The sequence below is a fragment of the Enterococcus sp. DIV0682 genome (assembly GCF_051712685.1).
Classification (GTDB): Bacteria; Bacillota; Bacilli; order Lactobacillales; family Enterococcaceae; genus Enterococcus; species Enterococcus faecalis.
Genome location: NZ_JBIOPK010000001.1, coordinates 267848 through 286208, shown reverse-complemented (window position 1 = coordinate 286208; position 18361 = coordinate 267848). Strand labels below are relative to the sequence as shown.

General features: G+C 37.3%; 15 protein-coding genes. 6 read left to right on the top strand and 9 right to left on the bottom strand.

Features of this window, described 5'->3' with window-relative positions:
* Positions 1–8: 8 nt before the first annotated feature.
* Entirely contained in the window at positions 9–842 is an 834-nt protein-coding gene (locus IGK96_RS01485) for a DUF2877 domain-containing protein (RefSeq protein WP_002355250.1), read from the bottom strand.
* A complete protein-coding gene (gene fdrA / locus IGK96_RS01480) occupies positions 835–3846 on the bottom strand; it encodes a DUF1116 domain-containing protein (protein ID WP_002355249.1) in 3012 nt (1003 codons plus the stop codon). Before fdrA ends, IGK96_RS01485 begins: the two co-directional genes overlap by 8 nt.
* Positions 3847–3968: 122 nt before the next feature.
* On the opposite strand from fdrA, the gene IGK96_RS01475 reads away from it, so the two are divergent.
* The 4 genes from IGK96_RS01475 to IGK96_RS01460 all read left to right on the top strand — a co-directional run bounded on the left by IGK96_RS01475 (position 3969) and on the right by IGK96_RS01460 (position 7104).
* Positions 3969–5561, top strand: coding sequence for a PucR family transcriptional regulator (locus tag IGK96_RS01475; protein WP_010713590.1), 1593 nt, complete (start codon positions 3969–3971; stop codon positions 5559–5561).
* Positions 5536–6348, top strand: a complete 813-nt coding sequence (locus tag IGK96_RS01470; protein WP_010775527.1) for an alpha/beta hydrolase — start codon at positions 5536–5538, stop codon at positions 6346–6348. Before IGK96_RS01475 ends, IGK96_RS01470 begins: the two co-directional genes overlap by 26 nt.
* 100 nt (positions 6349–6448) lie before the next feature.
* Positions 6449–6688: an AbrB/MazE/SpoVT family DNA-binding domain-containing protein gene (locus IGK96_RS01465; protein ID WP_002358371.1), complete on the top strand. Its 240-nt coding sequence runs from the start codon at positions 6449–6451 to the stop codon at positions 6686–6688.
* Positions 6685–7104 carry a type II toxin-antitoxin system death-on-curing family toxin gene (locus IGK96_RS01460; RefSeq protein WP_010775526.1) on the top strand — a complete coding sequence of 140 codons (420 nt, stop codon included), beginning with the start codon at positions 6685–6687 and terminating at the stop codon, positions 7102–7104. The genes IGK96_RS01465 and IGK96_RS01460 overlap by 4 nt, the downstream gene beginning before the upstream one ends.
* Positions 7105–7211: 107 nt before the next feature.
* On the opposite strand, the gene IGK96_RS01455 is transcribed toward IGK96_RS01460, so the two are convergent.
* From IGK96_RS01455 to IGK96_RS01435, 5 genes are all read right to left on the bottom strand, one after another.
* Positions 7212–8423 carry an amidohydrolase family protein gene (locus tag IGK96_RS01455; RefSeq protein ID WP_010713593.1) on the bottom strand — a complete coding sequence of 404 codons (1212 nt, stop codon included), beginning with the start codon at positions 8421–8423 and terminating at the stop codon, positions 7212–7214.
* 51 nt (positions 8424–8474) lie between these two features.
* Positions 8475–9278, bottom strand: coding sequence for an ankyrin repeat domain-containing protein (locus tag IGK96_RS01450; protein WP_010775525.1), 804 nt, complete (start codon positions 9276–9278; stop codon positions 8475–8477).
* 173 nt (positions 9279–9451) lie between these two features.
* The gene (locus IGK96_RS01445; protein WP_010775524.1) at positions 9452–10498 is read right to left on the bottom strand and encodes a DUF4822 domain-containing protein; all 1047 of its coding nucleotides are present in this window, start codon (positions 10496–10498) and stop codon (positions 9452–9454) included.
* Between the two features lie 219 nt (positions 10499–10717).
* Positions 10718–11683 carry a DUF4822 domain-containing protein gene (locus tag IGK96_RS01440; RefSeq protein WP_002367856.1) on the bottom strand — a complete coding sequence of 322 codons (966 nt, stop codon included), beginning with the start codon at positions 11681–11683 and terminating at the stop codon, positions 10718–10720.
* Positions 11684–11867: 184 nt separating this feature from the next.
* Positions 11868–12845: a DUF4822 domain-containing protein gene (locus tag IGK96_RS01435; protein WP_010713596.1), complete on the bottom strand. Its 978-nt coding sequence runs from the start codon at positions 12843–12845 to the stop codon at positions 11868–11870.
* 324 nt (positions 12846–13169) lie between these two features.
* On the opposite strand from IGK96_RS01435, the gene IGK96_RS01430 reads away from it, so the two are divergent.
* The gene (locus IGK96_RS01430) at positions 13170–14513 is read left to right on the top strand and encodes a sensor histidine kinase (protein WP_025192077.1); all 1344 of its coding nucleotides are present in this window, start codon (positions 13170–13172) and stop codon (positions 14511–14513) included.
* Positions 14510–15202 carry a response regulator transcription factor gene (locus tag IGK96_RS01425; protein ID WP_002355236.1) on the top strand — a complete coding sequence of 231 codons (693 nt, stop codon included), beginning with the start codon at positions 14510–14512 and terminating at the stop codon, positions 15200–15202. The genes IGK96_RS01430 and IGK96_RS01425 overlap by 4 nt, the downstream gene beginning before the upstream one ends.
* Positions 15203–15253: 51 nt before the next feature.
* Here IGK96_RS01425 and IGK96_RS01420 read toward each other — a convergent pair whose 3' ends face one another.
* Both IGK96_RS01420 and ezrA read right to left on the bottom strand, forming a co-directional pair.
* Positions 15254–16399, bottom strand: coding sequence for a cysteine desulfurase family protein (locus IGK96_RS01420; RefSeq protein ID WP_002355234.1), 1146 nt, complete (start codon positions 16397–16399; stop codon positions 15254–15256).
* A gap of 125 nt (positions 16400–16524) precedes the next feature.
* Complete coding sequence (ezrA, locus tag IGK96_RS01415; RefSeq protein ID WP_002355233.1) at positions 16525–18261, bottom strand: septation ring formation regulator EzrA; 1737 nt, start codon at positions 18259–18261, stop codon at positions 16525–16527.
* Positions 18262–18361: the final 100 nt, after the last annotated feature.

Below are 18361 nucleotides of genomic sequence, written 5' to 3'. Positions count from 1 at the left end.
TCTTCTCCTCACTTCTCATCTAACTCTACAGATTGTAAAGCTAGTAACATTCCAAATGACATATCTTTACCAGAGGAATGTCCGATTTGTATAATTCTGTCAATATTTTCGTCAACTCTATTATCCCGATGGTTCTCCAAATCCAAGAGTAACTGATACAACAATGAATTTACATATCCTTTAGCCGAGCTTGCAATATAGCCTTTACTAACATCTGTTGTGGATAAATTTGCTGCCGAAAGAGTAGCGGCTAACGCCGCAGCTCTTTCATCAGCAAGTATGAACAGAATTGTTTGATACGCCACTAAAATGTCATCACCACTCGGGGTTAACCCTTTGCCCCGACCAATCAGATAATTCGTTACTTCTTGCCATTCCGATAGTGTCCAAACTTTTTGTTTTTGGCTCATTTTTTTGAAAATATGCTTTGCTCGTTCGTCTAAAGGCAGGCCAATTCTACGTTCTAAGTTTCTCGCTAATAAGCGGTCTCGCAACAAGCGTAATTGGTCTTTTTCTAACTTGAAATGAGTAATGTTTAAAGAAACGACCTCGGCAGGTGTGAGTTGGATCGTTTTCACGCCGACTGTACTGTAAAAGGTCAACTGATTTTCTGTGATTTTGACTTTATTACCTTGTTGTACATACGGAAAGATTTCTTGAAACAATTGATCTGGCAAAAACATACCAAAGCTTGATAAATAATTATGGAAGTTTGCAACATTGATTAATTGATCCTGGACTTTCAGATTAAATGAACGTTCAAAAACACTGTGAATGGTTCCCATCTTGCCATATTGGTGGATAGGAAAAATGTAGTCACTAATGACTAGTTGGTTATTCAACCGTAATGCCTAGTTTCTCAGCATACGCTTCTAGGGCTTTTTCAAAACAGCCTAGAGGTGCTCTAACTGTCCCTGCACCAATTTGACCAACACCGGCATTTTTATGTGCAATCCCTGTATTGATGATTGGTGTAATTCCTAATTCCACCACTTTACGGATATCAATTCCTAAACAAGTTCCTTGGAAATCCCAAGTTGGAATTGAGAATGTTGGGTTGTGTCCTTCACAGATTTTTGCCATTTCATTTGAGGTTGCTAACGCATCTTCAAAGCCACCTGCACCAACAAACCGTGTTACGCCAGGTGCAGCTACCATAGCCATTGCTCCAACGCCTACTGTTTCAGTAATTGCACTATCCCCGACATCAGGATTTCCGTCTTCTTCGCTGAAACCAGTGAAGTAAAGACCTTTTGGTGTATTTACTGGTGCGGTATGCCATTGATCGCCTGTTTCTGCAATCCGGACCCCAAAGTTCACGCCGTTACGAGTCATCGTTGTGACAATCGTTCCGTTGGTATCTTTACGGGCACCATCAACAATTGCTTTTCCAGTTGCCATCATGACATTTAAGAAGAATTGATCTGTGTCAGCTAAGAATTTGATTACTTCGTATTTTTGATCTTCTGGAATATCTGTTTTGATAATTAATGGAGACAATTCTTTTAAGAAGTTCAAAGATGCGGCAATATTTCTTTGGTGGAACTCGTCACCCATTGTAATAGAGCGCGCAATCAATACGTTTAAGTTCAAGCCTTCTTCAGAAAGTTTCAAGGCTTTCGCAATAGTTGGTCCTAAAACATCTTTAATCCAATCTAAACGATCAACTACTTCTTGTGAATAAGCACCAAAACGCAATACTTTACCGATACCTTCATTCAAGATACAGTATGCTTCGTTACCTTCTAAGCGATTTTCTACAACAAAGACTGGCATATTACCAGAAGTAATACCGCCCATTGGTCCTACTGCTTTTACATGGTGACAAGGAATGAAACGTACTTCGCCAGCTTCAAAAATCTTCAAAGCATCTTCTTCATTGTCTGCCCAACGTTCGAATAATGCAGCACCGATACAAGCACCTTTCATTGGTCCAGTCATTTCAGACCATTGGATTGGCGGTCCAGCATGAAGTAATGTTTTTTGTGCGTCATCATTTAATTCTGGAATCACTGATTTCGCAGGTACCACATCTACTAAGAATGGTTGTGCATTTTTAATTTTGTCTGTTACTTTGTGATTTTCAGCTTCGATTTGTTCACTGTAATCTTCCAAGGCATCCAAAATTTTAATCATTTTTTTATTGCCGTTGGCACGCGGACGCCAGTTGAATTGAACAGTTTCGCCACCGTAATCAACGATTGATTCTGTAAAGCTTTGCAACCCAACGTTAATAATTCTTGGTTTGGTTGTTAATAGTTCCATTACTTTTTCGCCTGGTTTTGGTACATCGACAGTTGGTCCGTTGTAAGCAACCACTTCTTTATCGTCTTCTGAAATTTCGATTCCTTTTAGTAATAAAGCTAATTGAACAGCTTTAGCATTGCTTTCTGCAACTAAAACGCCGCCTTCTTTCAAACGATCAACCGACGATTGGTAATTTTGCGGATCTTTCGTCGTCCCACAAACAGTTGCAACAAAGTAAAGATCGCGTCCTGCTTCTTTGGCTGTGGCACGCGCTTCTTCAATTGCTGGTAATAACGCACCAACCATGTCTTCATGAGCACCGTAGCCTAACACCACATCGAATAAGATAATCCCCGTTTTTTCATCTTGTGCATATTCACGAATTTTTTCGATACGAACATCTGGGTCAATCATTGGGTGTGGACGACCTTGTGTATACATATCATCGCCTAAGTCAATGACTTCATAACCATGAGATTTCAAGACATAACCTTCTGCTTTCACTAAACCGCCAAGGTCTAAAGCTTCAGAAATTAACATACCTGCTTCAGAAGCTAATGTACCACCTGAATATAAGCCTTTTACAACTTTATCTTCTGGTAATGTTGGTACAGCTGGTTTTGCTAATGCTTCAAAGTAATTTTTCTTCACGGCCACATCATTTGCTAAATCAACAGCAATTTTAGCTGTTTCTTCTAATGTATGAGCTAGATAAACTTTGCCTTCGTGACTTGTTGGTTTTTCTCCTAAGAAAATCGCAACGACTGGTTTTGAAATGCTTTGTAATAATTCAACCACTTCATCACGAACTTCTTTTGCAGGTGGTTTAGAGATGACTGTAATCACATCGGTTGGTTCGTGATTTTCTAAGGCCACAATAGCATCTTTCACTGTGATAGCGCCTACTTTGTCGCTTAAGTCACGACCACCAGTTCCAATGGCGTGAACAACTCCGCCACCTAAGCGGTCAATAATCGTTGTAACTTCTTGAATCCCTGTCCCTGAAGCACCAACAACGCCAATGTTTCCTGGAGAAACAACATTTGTAAAGGCGATTGGAATACTTGAGATAATACCAGTTCCACAGTCAGGCCCCATCATTAGTAAGCCTTTTTCATGCGCTAATTTTTTCAAACGTACTTCATCTTCAATTGACACATTATCCGTGAAAGAGAACACGTGTAAATCATTTTTTAAGGCACGTTCCATTTCTGGCGCACCATATTCACCAGGAATACTGAATAGCGCTACATTCGCCTCTGGTAAAAGATCAAACGCTTCTGACCAAGAAGTCGCTGCTTGTGCTTCTTCACTAGTTCCCTTTGCTGATAAATCATCTAAGAATTCATCAATCGCTGGCATAACTTCTTCCATGATGTTTTCTTTTTCACTGTCAACCACAATCATCATGTCGTTTGCAGATGCACTATTGGCCTCATCCGTTAACAAGTTCGTGTTGTTAAGGATGTCTTTGTTGGCATCTGTTCCCATCATGATTTGACTCATGGTTACACCATCTAATGCATTGATTTTATTGGTCAATAACATTAAGTTGATGGAGTCTTGGTAATTGTTTTTCAAAATTACTGTGTGTAACATTGTTCATCCTCCTATCTATTCCTTACAATGCTATTGTATCGAAACGAGAAAGTGTTTTCATCGGACATAATTCTAAAAAAATGGTATAATTTTTATCCATAAGAGGAAAAAAGGAGAAAATGATGAAATTAAGAGAGTTATTATCGATAGGTGACTTAAAAAAAGGTAAAATTTTGACGAAAGAGATTGGTTTAGACAATGAAGTTGACTCGGCAATGGTCTTAGAAGCGATTGACATTGAGAACTGGAGTAGAAAGAATCAGTTAATTTTGACTTCTTTCTACGCATTGCATGATTTACCAGAAAAAGAGTTGGAAAATTTTTTCGTAAAGATGCGCCGAATTGGCATCAGCGGCTTAATTTTGAAAACAGATCGATTCATTAAAATGATTCCAGAGTGGTTTATCGAATTATGTTTCAATTATGAAATTCCTTTAATTAAAATCACACAAGACATTAGCTATGAAAAAATTCTGTTTACGATTTACGAGCCTTTGTTGAATTATCAGTCGCATGTCTTACGTACGTATTACGATGTACGCCAACGTTTCACCAAATTAGAGCGCCACTACCCAACGGTTGAGACGATTATGCAAGAATTTTATGACATCATTAAATTACCCTTTGCTTTAAAAATGTTGGATAAACATCTGGAAATTAGCGATGGCGACTTACCCCATGATGCGATTGTGCTCTCAAGAGAAAAACTAAAAAACAGTGAGTTCACTAAAAATGATTACTCTCTTTTAACACTTTATTCTCATGCCAACCCCAAAAAACAGTTGGCACTAGAAGTTTCTATTTTCAATAGTTATTCCACTAATTGTTTACTTCTGGTTTATTTACAAGATGAAAAGGTTAAAGAAACGGATTTAGTGATTATCGAAAATGCGATTGATGTCTTGCAAGAAAAATTCAATACCGAAAATTTGTTAAAAAAAGAACGGTATACTCGTTTGAACAACTTAGCGGATGCTATTTTACAAAATACACCGCAAAATCCTGACGAGCTAAACAGTTTGCTTCGTGAAGTGCAAATGCAAGAACTAGATTCTTACCAAGCGATTGCTTTTTCTACCAAAGACACCAATACACAACTCATGAAAGAACGAATTATTGTCTTACTTCGTACCCTGCGTGTGAAATCCATCTTCTTTGATCAGCTAAATTATTCGGCGGTCCTTTTTAACTTCAATGAAAGTGATGGAAAAATTACAAAGCTGCAATTAAGTCGTTTATTAGCTGAACTTTTAGAAGAAAACGACACGCTTACCGTTGCCGTCAGCAGTTTAAAATCACGAGAAGGGATTAAAGAGCTACTGATTGAATGTCTGGACATTCTGCGCTTTAATGAAACTTTTTATAACGGACCAATTGTCACCTTAGCCGATATCGGGGTATTTAAAAATTTTATCCGCGAAGACCAATTGGAAAATTTAGACGAATTAATTCCTCGCGCACTTTATCAATTAGCCGAAAATAACTACGATTTGTTTGAAACCTTGTACAGTTTTTTCCAAAATAATCGCAACTATAAACAGACCTCTGAAGCGATGTTCCTTCATTCAAAAACGATTCGTTATCGTTTAAACAAAGTGGAACAACTTCTTGATATTGACTTAGCCAATCCCTTGCAATTGTTAAATTATGAAATTGCCACATACATTATAAAGATGAGGAGACGTGCACTTGAAAAACAATCAAACACTCGCTAATGGCGCAACAGTTACTATCTACCCCACTACGACTGAATCAACGAACTATGTCGTCTATTTACACGGTGGCGGGATGATTTATGGAACCAAAAGTGATTTACCAGAAGAACTGAAGGAGCTGTTTACAAGCAATGGCTATACCGTTTTAGCACTGGACTATTTGTTGGCTCCAAATACAAAAATCGATCACATCTTAGGGGCGCTCACAGAAACCTTCCAATTGCTAAACGAAGAGATTATTCAAAACCAGCCCTTTGGTTTGTGCGGGCGTTCCGCTGGCGGTTATTTAATGTTACAGTTAACCAAACAATTACAAACACTAAATTTGACGCCACAATTTTTAGTCAATTTTTACGGCTATACAGATTTAGAATTTATTAAAGAGCCACGAAAATTATTAAAGCAAACCATTTCCGCTAAAGAAATAGCTACCATTGACCAAACAAAGCCTGTTTGGGATGATCCTTTTCTTTCTCGCTATCTGCTGTATCATTACAGTATTCAGCAAGGGCTATTGCCGCACTTTTACGGATTACCAGAAAATGAGGACTGGTCTGCTTACGCACTGTCAGACGAAACATTAAAAACGTTTCCACCTTGTTTCAGTACAGCTAGCAGCTCAGACGAAGAAGTGCCGTTCCGCTATAGCAAAAAAATCGGACGGACCATTCCTGAGAGTACCTTTAAAGCGGTTTACTATTTAGAACATGATTTTTTAAAACAAACCAAAGATCCTTCGGTCATCACTTTATTTGAGCAATTGGATAGCTGGCTGAAGGAACGATAAGCAATCAAGAAATTTTATTAAAGTATTAGACTTGTGATAGAAACTTTTTTATGATCCATGATATACTGTATATACAATATATACGAAAGGTGGGTTACTAGTGGAAATCAAAGAAAGAAAACTTAGAAAAGTTGGGAATTCTGTTGTTATGACATTGTCAAAAGAGTTTCTAGAAAGCATTGGTGCGACTGCGACAGACACCGTTTATGTAGACGAAGAAAAATTAAAAGATATTATTGTTAAAAAAAATATGTCAGAACATCAAAAAAAATTACAACAAATGATGGAGAACTCAAAACAAAAACATAATGAGCTGTACAAAGAATTGGTTACTAAATGAAAAGTATTTATTATTTATCAGCGGATGATCTATTTCAAATGAATACTTTCTTGATCCAAACGTATTCTCCCGCAGAACAAATTGGCATCAAAGATCGTAATGCATTAGAAATGGCTAGCAACCAACCAGCACAATTCGTCTTTGACGTTGACCTGTACCCAACAATTGAAGAAAAAGCAGCTATTTTAATGATTAACATTGCAACAAAGCATTGTTTTTACAATGCAATTAAACGGACAGCTGTAATGGCAACCGACTTATTTTTACAATTAAACGGTTATGATTTCCAATTAGATACGCAAGAAGGCGTTGATTTATTGGTTTTTATTGCTACTTATAGATCAGATTTCGATCAGTTGAAAAACGATGTATCAAAAGTAATCAGAGCTAAATTAAATCATACTTCTTCTCACTAATTTCATCAATGAAATATAAGATGGATGTCGTTTTCAATTGTAAAATTAAGCGTCTAATCCAAATAAATTTAATAACAAAAAGAAGCGAGAAATCTCGCTTCTTTTTGTTATTTTTGATAAAGTGTGGTTCCTTTTACCACACTGATTTCCACCGGTGTCTGACGAGCGACAAAAGCCGCCGCACATTCTGCTTCAGTGAGTAAGTAAGTTGCTTCAGCACCAACTTGCGGCCAATTTGCTTGCCCTTGTTCGTCTAAAGTTGTGACACCATCTGTCACTAAGCCCAATAATTGGGTTAAAGCATCTTGATCTTTCACATTAAAAAGTTCACCTAAACGAGCCAATTTTTCTTGTAATGAGCCATCACCATAAGGAGACCAGCAATCGTAGATATTGTCACAACCAAGATGGACATTGACTCCATGACGTAACAATTCCATAATTGGCGGAATCGTGTTAGGTGTGATTGGCACGCTGGAATTAATATGAATTTTTTCTGCTGCTAAAGCATCATAAACTTCATCACGTTCTTCACCAATGAAATCATTTAACCCGAAGGCATGGCTGATAAATACTTTGTCTTGTAGGCCATATTCTTTCGTTAAACGGATAATTTCTTTAATCGTTGTTGTCCCAGCTTCGTGACGGTCATGTAAATGAATATCCACACCGACACCATGTTTATCTGCTAAGCGGAATGTTTCAGCCAATGATTTTTTGTAATCACCATCTAGTGAATAAGGATCCACGCCACCAATAAAATCGGCACCTTTTGCCAATGCTTGATCAACTAATTCAACGGAATCTGAACGTAGTAAGCCGTGCTGTGGAAAGACGACAATTTCTACCGCAAATGGTTTCGTTTGGGCCAATGCTTGGACTTCATCAAAATAACGTAAGTCTGTCATCGGTTCCACGTCGACATGTGTTCTGAAGGCTGTCGCGCCATGTGGTAATTCTAAGTCAATTAAATGGTTGGCGCGTTCTGTTAAAGAAAGTTCTAAATTATCTAAATAAGGGATTTCTGCTTCGACACGTTCCACAATTGACTTCGCTGGCGTCACCGGATACCACGGAACACCTAGTTTACTTTTATCAAAGTGACAATGTTTTTCAATCAAACCTGGTAAAATCAATTGATGGTGACCATCAATAATTGTCAACCCAGGTTCTTCTACCAATTCTTCATTGGGGATGATTTTCGTAAATACTCCATCTGTTATTTCAATTGCCACTTCTTTGGTTACTGTCCCAGATAACCAGTCACCTTCTTTTTGATACCCTGTTTCAATTCGAACATTTTTTAACCAATAATTCATGCTTTCCTTCACTCCTACCTGTATTTATTCCTTCCCGAAAGGACACAATACTTAGTTGTACTGTGCTAAAATTTTACTAATTTCCGTATAACCTTTTTGATTGGCATAGTCCATTGCTGTTCGACCAGAATTGTCTTTAATGGATTGATCCGCACCATTTTCCATTAACAATTTTACAATATCTTGGTATAGTTGGTTCCCTTCACGTAACCCCACTGCCTCAATCAACGCGGTATAGCCAAAGTCATTTTGGAAATCTATGTCTTCTCGTCCATCTTCTAACAAGAGCTTCACATTGTCAATATGTCCTTTTTCAGCTGCCGGAATTAACGCATTGCCACCGTAACGGTTATGCTTATTTAAATCTGGTGTCGCATTTTTTAACATATATGCTAAAATCTCCGTACGTCCTTGCGCTCCCGCATAAAGATAGGGACTATCACTACTGCTATTTTGCAGATTAATATCGGCACCCCGATCAATCAACGCTTTTGCAATCTCAATATCATTATTGTGAACAGCGATATTGAGCGGTGTGTTGCCTTCTGTGTCGACTTCATCCACTTGATAAGTAGTATCTTGTAAAATTTCCTTGACCTTCTTCGTATCTCGTTGATTGGCTGCTTCTAACAGCGCACCCACTTCATAGGTCTTCATCGGTTCTTTCACTTCCTCTTTTGATGTTGTTTGAGCCACCGAACGGGTTGTACTGGTGCTTTCAGTTTTTGCACTACTTTGAGTAGTCACCGTTTGACTATTTTTTGATGCTGCAGAAGGTGTTTCTCCTCCTTGACACGCAGCAAGTAATGGAATGGTCACGACACTTAATAGCCCCATTAAAATTTTTTTGTTCATTGTGCTCAACTTCCTTTCCTCGAGAGAAATATGAGATTTGTCTCCAGTGGTTCTAATCTAACGAATCTTTTTTTATTTGTCGATTAAAACGCTTTCTCTGTTTTTCTATTTTAAAAAGAGAGAAACCAAAAGAAGTCGAAACTTTTTTTGGTTTCCATTCGTATGTTTTGTTCTTAAAAGGTAAATTCAGGATCAAAAGTTCCTTGGTATGGTTCATGTTCCACATAGACTTGGATATCGTTTCCTTCGTTATCTTTACCCATTCGTGTGTACGTAAAACGATTATCATTCAATTCTGTTAATTCTAAGACAGCGCCATAGCGATTGGTTCCAATGGACACATGGGCACGGAATTTATTTTGATTTCCTACTTTAAAGTAGCCATAGTCGCCACGGGTTTCACCCGTTTGTAAATTGAAAAATTCATATTTGCTGCTGTCTTGGTCAAATTTCGCTAAGCTAATGAAGTTTTGATTAGCCGATGTTACATCATTGCCATCTTTATCCACTACTTTCGTGCCGTTCCATAAGCGCTCAGGCGTACCATACAACCAAGATGTTTTTCCAAGAATCTCATCACCAGGTCGATTAATATCGATTGCCCCTGTTTGCTCTGTCATCGCACGTCGGCCATTCGTAAATTCCAGTGTTCTCGGACGATTATTTGGGAAAGGTTGCGGATATCCATAGACAGGACCAGAGGTTGCTTTATTTTCTACAAAAACTTCCACATCATTTCCTGCTTTGTCTTTCCCTGTTTGTGTATACGTAAAAGTATCTTGGTACAACATTCTTGACCGGTAAACACCTTGATAATTCTTTGTTTCAGAAATAATTACTAAGTAGCTCTTATCAGATAAGCCAGCGGTCATAAAGAAGGTCCCTTCATCACCTGTGGATTTCCCAGTTTCTTTGTCAAAAAACTCATAAAAACTAGTGGTTGCATCAAACTTAATTGCATGTAATAAATCCTGATTTTCAGCGGTTAAATCGGTCCCATTTTTATCATAGACACGTTGACCTGCCCAATCTTTTTCCGATAACATTTCATCTTGCCGAATACCAATCGAGCGTAAATACTCAGGTAAATTCCCTAAATTATTGGGATTGTCTACGCTTTGAGGAACGTATGCTTCTGCCGTCAAAGCCCCTCCTGCTCCACCAACTAATAACGCACTTAAAGCCAACAATGTAATTGTACCAACGATTTTTTTCTTCATAAGCTACTACTCCCTTTCCCTCTTGATAATTTAAGGATAGCAAGTAGTTATTAACTCCACCTGTCCATAATATGAACAAATTATTAAATAATAATTATTATAATTATCTTAATAATAATAATTAATTGTAACTAATAACAATTTATTTATAGAAGAAGAGAAAACAAAAGAACGTTGGGGGACGTTCTTTTGTTAAATGAGAGAGAAGACAAGAGACTTTTAGAAAGTAAAGGCTGGATGATATGTGCCTTGGTAAGGTTCATGTTCTACAAACACTTGAATATCATTACCAGCATTATCTTTACCCATTCGAGTATACGTAAATCGATCATTGTTTAGTTCCGTTAATTCTAGCGCCGCACCGTAACGATTCGTCCCAATAGATACATGGGCCCGAATCTTGTTATTGTCCACCACTTGGAAGTACCCAAAATCGCCGCGGGTTTCACCTGTTTGTAAATTGAAAAATTCATATTTACTTGTGTTTGGATCAAATTTCGCTAAACTAATGAAATTTTGATTGGCCGCTGTCACATCATTACCGTTTTTATCTACGACTTTTGTGCCATTCCACAAGGTTGTTCCTAAAATTTTATCCCCTGATTTATTTGTCACAATTTTGCCAGTTTGATTGGTTAATGCTTCACGTCCATTTGTAAAAGCTAATTTTTTCCCATGATAAGGGATGTGTTCCACGTAAACTTCAACATCATTCCCCAGTTTATCTTTCCCTAAACGCTTGTAAGTAAATTTGTCTTTACTCACTTCGGTTAAATCCACTACGGCTTGATAATTTTGTGTCCGCGAAATTAAAATTCGTTTTGTGCCATCACCCGTCACAAAAAATGTTCCTTCGTCACCACGGGTTTCCCCAGTGTTTTTGTCGAAAAACTCATAAAAACCGGTTTCACCATCATATTTTGCTAACCCAATAAAATTAGCATTTTCTGCCGTTAAATCATTACCAGCAGCATCATAAACACGGGTTCCTTGCCAGTCCGTGCCAGATAAAATCTTAGTCGCCTTATCGCCTTTTGTTTGGCCATTGTTTTGATGTTTGCCTAAATTTGCTGTAGCACTATTTGGATTGGCTGCATGACCTGCAAATGCTGGACTTGCATAACCTGCTATAAGTAACGTACTTAATGTTACTAAAGTAATCGAACTTAATACTTTCTTTTTCATAAAGCATCGCTCCTTTTCTTTGATAAACCAATCTTAACAAACGATTCTAAACTACCACTGTCAGAAAAATGAACAATTTATAAACGATTAAAAACAACTATAAACTATTTTTTTATTAAAAATGAAGCGGTCAAAAGAATCCTTTATTTCCTTTTGACCGCTTCATCCACTCGTGATTAACTAATTAGAACGTGAAGTCTGGCGTAAAGTCTCCTTCATATGGTTCATGTTCCACAAAGACTTTAATTTCTTTGCCGTTATTGTCTTTACCCATTCGTGTATACGTAAAACGTTTATCATTTAATTCTGTTAATTCTAATGCAGCTCCATATTTATTGTCACCAATTGAAACGTGAGCACGGATTTTGTTATTATCAATTACTTGGAAGTAACCAAAATCTCCACGGGTTTTACCCGTTTCTAAATCAAAGAATTCATATTTACTTGTTTTATTATCAAATTTCGCTAAACTAATAAACATTTTATTTGCTTCAGTAACATCGTTACCGTCTTCATCTAAAACTTTCGTGCCATTCCATAATGTGGCCCCTAAAATGTCATCCCCAGGTTCATTAGTAACAATTTTGCCAGTTTCTGTTTCTAAATCTTTACGACCGTTCGTAAAGGTTAACTTTTTATCAGAATAAGGGACATGCTCTACAAAGACTTCTACATCTTTCCCATCTTTATCTTTCCCCATTCGCTTATAGGTAAATTTATCTTTCGTCACTTCCGTTAAATCAACCACTGCTTGATAGTTTTGTGTATCCGAAATTAAGATACGCTTTTCGCCATCGTCTGTCACGAAGAATGTGCCTTCATCGCCACGGGTTTCACCTGTTTCTTTGTCGAAAAATTCATAAAAACCTGTTTCACCATCATATTTTGCTAAACCAATAAAATTAGCATTTTCTGCTGTTAAATCATTATTGTTTTTGTCGTAAACTTTTGTACCTTGCCAATCAGTACTGGATAAAATTTCTGTTAATTCTTGTCCTTTTGATTGCTCTTTAGCTGTTTCCGCTGTACTAGAGACTGCAGTGCTTGAGCTAGCTGCACTTGATTTATCTGTTGCAGAGTTGGCTCCGCCAGCACAGCCTGCAATCAACAACGTACTAAAGGTTAATAAGGTAATCGTACTAAAAACTTTTTTCTTTTTCATAGTTGGTAATCCCCTTTTTTCTTTTTGATATACCTAGAATAGCAAAGCCTTATAAACTCCTACTTGCCGAAAAATGAACAAATTATAAACAAATGAAAAAAAGTTAATAACAATACTAGCTTTTTTTTGTTTACTTGTAATACACTATAAGTAAGAAATAGATTAAAACCACTAGGAGGGACGCTTTTGACCATTAAACGCCGCTTTTTTATTTCTTATATTAGTGCCATCATTATTACTTTAGCCTCTGTTTTAGCTGTTTTATCCTTAGCTTCTTACATCACATTAGGAACTGTCCCCAGTTTGCCCCAAGCTTACCGAATGATGAATAAGCAACGACCATTGACCGCTAACGAAGAAGAAAGTTATTTGGCCTTAGATCAACTGCTAAAAAAATCACCGAAATTACTAGATACACCTTTGAGTAAAGAATTAAAGGAAACGATTCAAACAATTGAAGCAAAAGGATTAAGTGTGATTATTCGAAAGAATGCACGGTTTCCTTATTATTCGGATAATTTAGTAGAAAAATCTTTGTCTGTACATATTCCAAACTACGAAATGAATAATATTACGCCAACTGGCACACTGGATAACGCAGGGCGTCTGTATCATTATGTCAAATCCGATTTTCATTATTTAGATGGTTCTAATGGGAGCTTTATTATCTTGAAACGCGAAAGTAGCCTTTTTGAATTCTTCACACGCTGGATTATCTGGATGATTTTGTTAATTGTCCTTGTAGCAATTGCGGCAGCTTGGCTCATTAATAAGCGCTTAACCAAAACCACTATCGAGCCATTAGAAGCATTAGAAAAAGCGACTAAAACATTGGGTAAGGATGCCCAAAAAGAAAATCCATTTACACCAACTAACCACCAAACCGTCTCAACGGAAGTCAAACAGCTCCAACTTAGTTTTGAACAAATGTGGCAAGATTTAGAAGAAGCCAATGCGGAACGCGAAAAATATGAAGATAATCGAAAAGAATTAATTGCCAATATTTCTCATGACTTAAAAACACCAATTACTTCTATCATTGGTTACGTTGAAGGCTTGATGGATGGTGTTGCCAATACCGAAGAAAAAAAACAGCGCTATTTAACGGTCATTCATGAAAAAAGTTTAGGCCTCAATGATTTAATTGAAGAATTATTTTTGTATTCTAAATTAGACCTAGACCGTGCTGTCTTTACAATGGAAAAGACCAATTTCACTCGTTTTATTGCACATATTCTTGAAGAATACCGTTTGGAACAAGAACTCGTGATTACTTCTGTACTTCCCACCGAAGCTTTATACGTTCAAATGGATCCCACGCAGATGAATCGCGTGATTACCAATCTAATTCAAAATAGCATTAAATTTGCGGATCCCACTAAAGAACAACTAGCCTTTACGATTTCTTTAACGCATAATCAAACAGACTTAGTTTTAACCATTACAGATAACGGCATTGGTATCGATAAAAAAGAATTACCTTATTTATTCGAACGCTTCTATCGTGTAGACAAATCTCGAACCCCAACAGTTAAAGGAAGCGGCTTGGGATTAAGTATTGTCAAACAAATTATTGACTATCATCAGGGAACAATCACTGTCACAAGTAAAAAAGGAGACGGCACCAACGTGATAATTACGCTGCCGTTGTTGGAGGATGAAAAATGAAACCACATGTATTAATTATTGAAGATGATCCAAGCATTGCTGATTTGCAAAAAGATTATTTAGAAATTAACGATATGACTGTCACAATTGAACATGATGGAAAAAAAGGATTGGAAGCAGCTTTAAATGAGCCCTTTGATTTAATTATTTTAGATGTGATGCTGCCAACTATGGATGGTTTTGAAATCTGTCGTGCAATTCGGAAAAAAAAGCAAACGCCGATCATGATTGTTTCGGCTAAAAAAGAAGATATTGATAAAATTCGTGGTCTTGGCTTAGGTGCGGATGATTATATAATTAAACCGTTTAGTCCCAATGAATTGGTCGCTCGAGCAAAAGCTCATATGAACCGCTATCAATTGTTAAGCAAGGCAGAACAACCACCACAATTACTAAAAATCAATGAAATCGCTGTCGACACTGCCGCCCACAAAGTGTTTGTTTTAGAAAATGAAGTTATTTTTACAAGCAAAGAATACAAATTGTTGGTTTTCTTGATGGAACATCCTAACCGTGTGTGGAATAAAGAAGAACTTTTTGAAAGTGTCTGGGGGTTTGATGCCTTAGATACTGAGGTTTCGACTGTCGTTGTTCACATTAAACGGATTCGGGAAAAATTAAAAAAAGCCAATCTTTCTGACTCTCCAATTGAAACACTCTGGGGAAGTGGCTACCGCTTCAATCGATAAAGAGAGCAAAAATAAGTCGGAGCCTATTTCTAGGCTCCGACTTATTTTTTATTAATTTACACGAGAAAATTTTTGATAAAGTTGGTTGAAAACAATCATAAATTGTTCAATTTCTGCCATTGTATTGCTTTCATCTAAACTAATGCGCACAGCGGAAGTCGCTAATTCCCCTGGCACATGCATGGCATACAAGGTGCTGCTAGCCATTTTTTTCCGGCTAGAACAAGCACTCGTAGTCGAAATATAAATCTGTTTTTCTTCCAATGCATGGACCAGCACTTCGCCACGAATCCCTTTCAAAGCAAAACATAAAATGTGTGGCGCAAAATGTTCATTATCTTGTGAAAAAACAGTCACATTTTGAAATTCTTCTAGCGCCTTTAATAAATAACTCCGTAATGTCGCCACATGTTGCGGCCGTTGTTGTTCGTTCTCTAAATGCAAACGCAACGCTTTGGCCATTGCCACAATTGCTGGTACGTTTTCTGTCCCACTGCGTTGGTTGTTTTCTTGCCCGCCTCCTGTTAAAAGCGGCGCTAAACGTTTTCCTTGTTTCCAATACATAAAACCAATGCCTCGTGGTCCATGAAATTTATGTGCAGAAAACGTTGCAAAATCCACCCGATCCGTTAACCACTCTGAGTAATTAACTTTCCCAATTGCTTGAACCGCGTCTACATGAAAATGAATTTTAGGAAACTCCGCTAAAACCTCGCTGATTTCTTTAATTGGTTGAATCGTTCCCACTTCATTGTTCACTGCCATAACAGAAACCAAAATCGTTTCTTTTCTAATTAATTTCTGTAATTCCTCGACTTTCACACGACCTTCTTTATCCACTGGCGCATAAGAAAGTTCAAAACCTAGTTCGACTAATTGTTCCGCTGTTTCTGTAACTGCTGGATGTTCCACTGCAGAAATAATAATATGATTACCAAATTCTCGTTTTTCGATTGCCGTTCCTTTTAAAACCCAGTTATCTCCTTCAGTTCCGCCACTTGTAAAATAGATTTCATTTGCTGAAACATTGATTAGCTCCGCAATCTGCTTCCGTGCTTGTTGTAAGAGCCGATTGGCTTGGTTGCCTAAGTCATGCAGACTAGACGGATTGCCAATAATCCGCTGACTGGTTTTTACATATGTATCTAAAGCCTGGGGGTAAATCGGTGTAGTTGCACTATTATCAAAATAAATCATTTGTCACCCTTCTTTTTTAAAATTCTTTCCCATTATATACTTTCTAAAGTATCACTTCAAGTCACCCCCACGCCATAAAAACAGAGGCTTGTCTGTCGACAAACCTCTGTTTAGTGATTGTTTAATTAAATTGCTGTTAAATTAGGGTTATTGATATTTTTAAAATAAAAATCTTCGATTCGTTTGAACGCCCCTGGCTCAACAGCTTCCAATGCCGTTCCAATTTCATCTAATGCATCTTGATAACGGAATTCTGTCGAGAATAAATACATGCTTTTATCTAAAGCCGCTCGGATGTTCTCGTGAGTATGACGATAGCGGTTTGCATATTGCATCATTTGTTCTGTCAGAGCTGCTGCATTGACTAAATCTTTTGTTTTCTTATCTAATAACTCTAAATCATCTTCGCATAAGTCACACAAACGATTGATTTCATCCATGTTAATGCGCATTTTATTTAAGGCTCGGCTTAAATCTTCAATTCGATCCGTTGCCACATAGAAAAATTCTAAGTAATCAGCAGACAAACCTGGCAATCGTTGCTTTTCAACATACCGTTTGATACTCCGTAAACGGAATTCGTATTCGTCAACTTTTTCTTGGGCGACTTTTTCGCCTTTTCTTAGTTCTTTCAATGAAGCATCGATTTCTAATTGTTGATTTTCAATATCATCTAAAATCTTATAGCATTCTTTATAGAACGCTTGAATTTCAGAGTAAGGAACGGTATGTTCTTTCATTCGAGGTTCCAAGTCTTTTTGACGGCGGATAATTTCTTCAATTTCCGTTTGGAAGCCACGACTACGTCCTAGCTCGTTGTTATTTAAGGTGTAGCTTTGTGATACATGGTCCAATTCAATCATTAATTGACGGTTATTTTTTAAGGAATGAGAAATATAATCGTCAATAATTTTTTGATTGGTCACGACATATTTCTTCGCTTCAATCTCACGTTCCATCACTTCATATAATGCATCAATCGCCGTTGCTGTGTCACGGTTCGCAACCTCTACTGCGGCAATCTCTGTTTTCTCTAAATCAGCCATTGAATTCTCGACACGTTTTTTCGCATGTTGAATTTCTTCAGCAAAGTTTTGTTCAGGGAACACATAATCGTCAGCTAATAATTGGTTGTAGCCTTCTTCGATTTCTTTTAATTGATCTGGGAAAGTTTCATTTAATTCTTCATACATTGGTGGAATCCGTTTCATTAAGTCTTCCAATTCATACGTATGACGTTCTGCATCTTCTAGGACTTCTCGAGCCTCGATTGGGTCCCCCGATGTATTTAGTGTGACAAATTGTGTGAATTCAATTTCGACGTTTCTTAATTGTTTTTGGATTTCGGAGTAAGCTGGACCAAAGCTAGCTTTATCATCTTTTAGTGATTTACTTAATTCTTCATAGACATCCAAAGCTTTTTGAACTTCCAATGAATTGCGCTCTTCACTTTCACGTAATTCTTTCAAGCCATTACGAATGACTTCCACTTCGGCTTCCATTTCGGTCATCGTTTCATTCGCTTCCACGACTGCTTTCTTCGCTTTCATGAAACGGAAAATTTCATTTTGATTTTCGACTTCATAAATTTGACTCTCTAGTTCGGCGAAAGAACGCGTCGATAGTTCTACCCAGCGTTGATTCCATTCACGGAAACTATTTTGACTCTGTCCAACTAGATGCATTTTTTTAATGTCATCGATTTCTTCAAAGACTGGCAAGTCAAACAGGGCTTCTTTACGAACTTCTAATTCATCTAATTGTTCTTGATTTTTTTTGCGCATAAAATAACCAATTAAGTATAGCACCGCAGCAATAATAACGATTACTAGTACTAAAATGATAATCCAATTATTCTTCATTTTGGCTCCTCCGATAATTTTTCTATAATAAAAGAAAGGTTGTTTGTTCTCTTCACACGGTTATCTATTGTTCCTGACCCTTGAAAAAGGGCATTCTTGC

What these genes read in the sequence shown, in the direction of transcription:
- fdrA (WP_002355249.1), bottom strand. Translation starts at nt 3,846, where the DNA reads ATGTTACACACAGTAATTTTGAAAAACAATTACCAAGACTCCATCAAC.
- IGK96_RS01475 (WP_010713590.1), top strand. Translation starts at nt 3,969, where the DNA reads ATGAAATTAAGAGAGTTATTATCGATAGGTGACTTAAAAAAAGGTAAA.
- IGK96_RS01460 (WP_010775526.1), top strand. Translation starts at nt 6,685, where the DNA reads ATGAAAAGTATTTATTATTTATCAGCGGATGATCTATTTCAAATGAAT.
- IGK96_RS01455 (WP_010713593.1), bottom strand. Translation starts at nt 8,423, where the DNA reads ATGAATTATTGGTTAAAAAATGTTCGAATTGAAACAGGGTATCAAAAA.
- IGK96_RS01450 (WP_010775525.1), bottom strand. Translation starts at nt 9,278, where the DNA reads ATGAACAAAAAAATTTTAATGGGGCTATTAAGTGTCGTGACCATTCCA.
- IGK96_RS01445 (WP_010775524.1), bottom strand. Translation starts at nt 10,498, where the DNA reads ATGAAGAAAAAAATCGTTGGTACAATTACATTGTTGGCTTTAAGTGCG.
- IGK96_RS01440 (WP_002367856.1), bottom strand. Translation starts at nt 11,683, where the DNA reads ATGAAAAAGAAAGTATTAAGTTCGATTACTTTAGTAACATTAAGTACG.
- IGK96_RS01435 (WP_010713596.1), bottom strand. Translation starts at nt 12,845, where the DNA reads ATGAAAAAGAAAAAAGTTTTTAGTACGATTACCTTATTAACCTTTAGT.
- IGK96_RS01430 (WP_025192077.1), top strand. Translation starts at nt 13,170, where the DNA reads ATGAATAAGCAACGACCATTGACCGCTAACGAAGAAGAAAGTTATTTG.
- IGK96_RS01425 (WP_002355236.1), top strand. Translation starts at nt 14,510, where the DNA reads ATGAAACCACATGTATTAATTATTGAAGATGATCCAAGCATTGCTGAT.
- IGK96_RS01420 (WP_002355234.1), bottom strand. Translation starts at nt 16,399, where the DNA reads ATGATTTATTTTGATAATAGTGCAACTACACCGATTTACCCCCAGGCT.
- ezrA (WP_002355233.1), bottom strand. Translation starts at nt 18,261, where the DNA reads ATGAAGAATAATTGGATTATCATTTTAGTACTAGTAATCGTTATTATT.